3 protein-coding genes are annotated in these 3,509 nt (G+C 54.3%); 1 reads left to right on the top strand and 2 read right to left on the bottom strand.

Annotation, left to right across the window (positions count from 1 at the left end; translation table 11 throughout):
• On the top strand, positions 1–1,362 hold a 1,362-nt coding region (locus ACEW8P_RS22305), incomplete at its 5' end, for an MBOAT family protein (protein ID WP_373515278.1).
• A gap of 140 nt (positions 1,363–1,502) precedes the next feature.
• Here ACEW8P_RS22305 and ACEW8P_RS22300 read toward each other — a convergent pair.
• Both ACEW8P_RS22300 and ACEW8P_RS22295 read right to left on the bottom strand, forming a co-directional pair.
• Positions 1,503–2,471 carry a DUF1080 domain-containing protein gene (locus tag ACEW8P_RS22300; protein WP_373515277.1) on the bottom strand — a complete coding sequence of 323 codons (969 nt, stop codon included), beginning with the start codon at positions 2,469–2,471 and terminating at the stop codon, positions 1,503–1,505.
• 38 nt (positions 2,472–2,509) lie between these two features.
• The coding region (locus tag ACEW8P_RS22295) for a gfo/Idh/MocA family oxidoreductase (protein ID WP_373515276.1) at positions 2,510–3,509 on the bottom strand (1,000 nt) is incomplete at its 5' end.

Below are 3,509 nucleotides of genomic sequence, written 5' to 3'. Positions count from 1 at the left end.
GTCTGGAACCCGCCTTTTGTGCTGCTCCTGTGGCTTTCGACCCTTGTAGACTACCTGGTGGCCCTGGCGCTGGGGCGGGAGGAAAATCAGTTTAAGCGCAAAGGCCTTTTGCTGTTAAGCCTGGCAGTAAACCTGGGTATGCTGGGTTTCTTTAAGTACGGGGGCTTTCTTATGAATAACTTCGTGGCGCTGCTTTCGCTGGCGGGTATTACCTACCAGCCACCCGGGGCGGATATTATCCTGCCGGTGGGTATCTCGTTCTATACGTTCCAGACGCTCTCCTACACGCTGGATGTGTACCGTCGGCAGTTTGCCCCGGAAAAGTCCCTGCTTGATTTCTCCCTGTTCGTAACGTTTTTTCCTCAATTGGTGGCGGGTCCCATCGTACGGCCCGGCGAACTGATTCCGCAGTTTAAAGTACCCCACCGGGCTACCCAAACTCAATTCATCTGGGGTTTGTTCCTGCTCACGCTGGGTCTCTTCATGAAAGTAGGCATTGCCGATGGGATGCTGTCAGAAACGGCTGATTCGGTGTTTGGGGTTCCTTTTCCGCTGCATCCGCTGGATGCCTGGGCGGGGGTACTTGCCTTTTCCGGTCAGATTTTCTGCGACTTTGCCGGCTATTCCACCTGCGCGATCGGGGTAGCCCTGTGTCTGGGCTTCGTGCTGCCCGACAACTTCCGCTACCCTTACGCCGCCATTGGCTTTTCCGATTTCTGGCGCCGCTGGCACATTACCCTCTCCACCTGGCTGCGCGACTACCTGTACATTCCGCTGGGTGGTAACCGCCTCGGTCATGCCCGGACGTACCTGAACCTGATGATAACGATGCTGCTGGGTGGCTTGTGGCACGGTGCCAACTGGACGTTTGTGGTTTGGGGCGCGCTGCACGGCATTTTTCTGGGCCTGGAAAGATTATTCCGGAATCGGTTGGCCCGGCTTCCCAGGGTACCCGTCACAACCACAACCGGGCCTTTTATGACACAGGCTTCCTTTCTTCCGACTATTCCATTAGGTCGCTCGGTTTCGCGGTTTGCACTGGCCCTGTTGACGTTTTTGCTGGTTACTATTACCTGGGTTTTCTTCCGCGCTCCCGATTTTGGTACCGCCATGCGGCTGTTGCTCTCAATGTTTGGCCAGATACCCGTGCAGGTGAAGCTCTTGGCTACTATTGATCTGTACAAGGTGCTGGTTGTTACGGTCGCTCTACTAAGCTGTCATTGGCTCATGCGCGACCGGTCGGTGGTGGCCGTTGCCAGGCAGACCCCCTGGTGGCTGCTTGGGCTGGGATGGACGTTTATGCTCCTGGTGCTGGTACTTACCCAAAAAAGTACGGGCTCATTTATTTACTTCCAATTCTGAGGGACAGACCGGTTGCTTTCAAGAAGTACCTGGTCACATACTTTCCGGATCGAATTGGGCCTCGCTATTAATTTTGCCACGACTGCTCAAAAAAAACACCTACCTCCAACGGAGATAGGTGTTTTTCATAACTAGGTACCCTACTTCGCTGGTGTAATCACGATATTCCGGTACTCCACCGGGCCGTGGTCGCCCTGAATGTAGAGGGGGCCGGGCTCGTCCTCGTTGCTGTCGAGCGCGCCGCCGGTAATGCCCGGAATTTCCTGATTGGTAATGACCCGTTTGCCATTCACATCGAGGGTAATCATGCGACCGATCAGTGTGACGTCGAAGGACTGCCATTCGCCCGGTTCTTTGCCTACCATCTCGCTGGGGGCGATAAAACCGTACACGCCGCCGAGTTCCCCATAGGAGGGCTCCATGCCTTTGCCGTCGGTCACCTGCACTTCGTAGCGGCCACGCAGATACACGCCGCTGTTGCTGCCCTTGGGGATACGGAACTCCACGTGCAGTTTGAAATCGTCAAATTTCTCATCAGTAATCAGGTTCGCGCCGGATTTCTCGCTTTTCAGCACGCCATCCTTGATCGTCCATTGGTTGGTACCTTCGGTGTGCCAGCCTTTGATGGTGTTGCCTTCCGTAAGTTTTACGGGCTTGCCCCAGGTGGGGGTTGAAGAACGGCGCAGTTTGGGAGCCCGCATTCCCGTCCAGCTGTGGGTTTTTCCGTCGGGGGTAGTTAGGGTACCTTCAATCTTGTCTCCCATGAGGGTACCTTGCACCGAAAAGTCGTTCTCACCACTCTCCCATTGGGGAGGAATGGAGAAATTAAATTTGCCGTCCTGGAAATGTACCTCCGAAATAGGGCGCGCGCTGCCCGACACCGATACGAACCTACCCACCAGGGTATGGTTGCCGGAATGGGTGACCTCCAGCCACGAGGGAGACAGTTTTCCGGCCATGTCAACCGTGAGATCCCAGCGGCCTTCCAGCGGGGTGGCGAAGGACTTGGCCTGTACGTTATTGTTGCTAATGACCAGCAGGGCGGCAAGCGTCGATAAAATGACGTAGCGGAAAATAGAAAAAGGGTTGGATTGGGGTACTTTGTTCATAGGTTTTTTAGGTTTAAATTGCTATACACTGACGATTCCTACAACAAATAATACTCCTCCCACCCTTTCCTCGGCGCGGCTCCGGCGAGCAGGAAGTTGGCGAGCGGGTTGTTGGTGATGCGTTGCGTCTCCCGATCAAACAGCAGCTTGGTGTTCAGCCTTTGGGCCAACACTCCAAGGTTAAAAACCTGACTCAATGGTCCGGCGATGTCGAACGAGGAGCGGCATTTTTCTTCCCCTTTGCAACCTTTCAGGAAGTTGGCGTAGTGGTTGGATGGGCTTTCCGGTACCTTCGGTAGTTTCGAGGCCATGTCTTTGGCCTTATCTTCCGGAATGATGGACAAAGTACTTCCGTGCGAACCTCCCTTGAAGGTCAAGTCTTTGCTGTAAATAATTTTTCCCGGATTCAACTTGGCGGGCTGTATTTTGCCATTGCTGGCGGGTGGAATGTTGGGGTCTAGTTCCGACACGCCATAGCCATCCGGTACACTCGGAATATTATCCAGGCCATCGTACCAGTTGATTTCCATCGGTGGCATACTACCCCGCTTCGGAAATTTGAACGATAGCGTGGTAGACATCGGGAAAAAGAACGGGTTATGTTCTTTCAGCATGACCGGGTCGATTTCGTAGGGCAAACCCAAATCCAGAAACTGGTGGGCCGTATCCATAATGTGCGCGCCCCAGTCGCCCAGTGTACCCATCCCGAAATCGTACCAGCAGCGCCATTGTCCGTTCACAAAATCCTTTTGGTAGTCGTGTTCCTGGGCTGTCATGAGCCAGGTGTTCCAATCGAGCGTCTTGGGGATGGGTTCACCGTTGGGGTAGTGGGTCATATTTGAGTCCCAGCCGTGCCAGCGGCGGCGACTGTTCATGTGCGCGGTCATGGACGTGACATCCTTGATAATTCCGGCATCTACCCAGGATTTGAACTGGAAGTAGTTGGCCTCCGAGTGTCCCTGATTACCCATTTGGGTGGCTACCTTGTACTTTTTCGCCCCTTTCATCATCAGATCGACCTCCTGGAAAGTGCGGGCC

It is taken from the genome of Persicitalea sp., from assembly GCF_041751555.1.
Lineage (GTDB): Bacteria > Bacteroidota > Bacteroidia > Cytophagales > Spirosomataceae > Persicitalea.
This window is presented reverse-complemented; position numbering and strand designations above follow the sequence as displayed.

Bases quoted from the DNA above. Each gene is read 5' to 3' on its own strand.
- ACEW8P_RS22300 (WP_373515277.1), bottom strand. From the start codon at position 2,471: ATGAACAAAGTACCCCAATCCAACCCTTTTTCTATTTTCCGCTACGTC.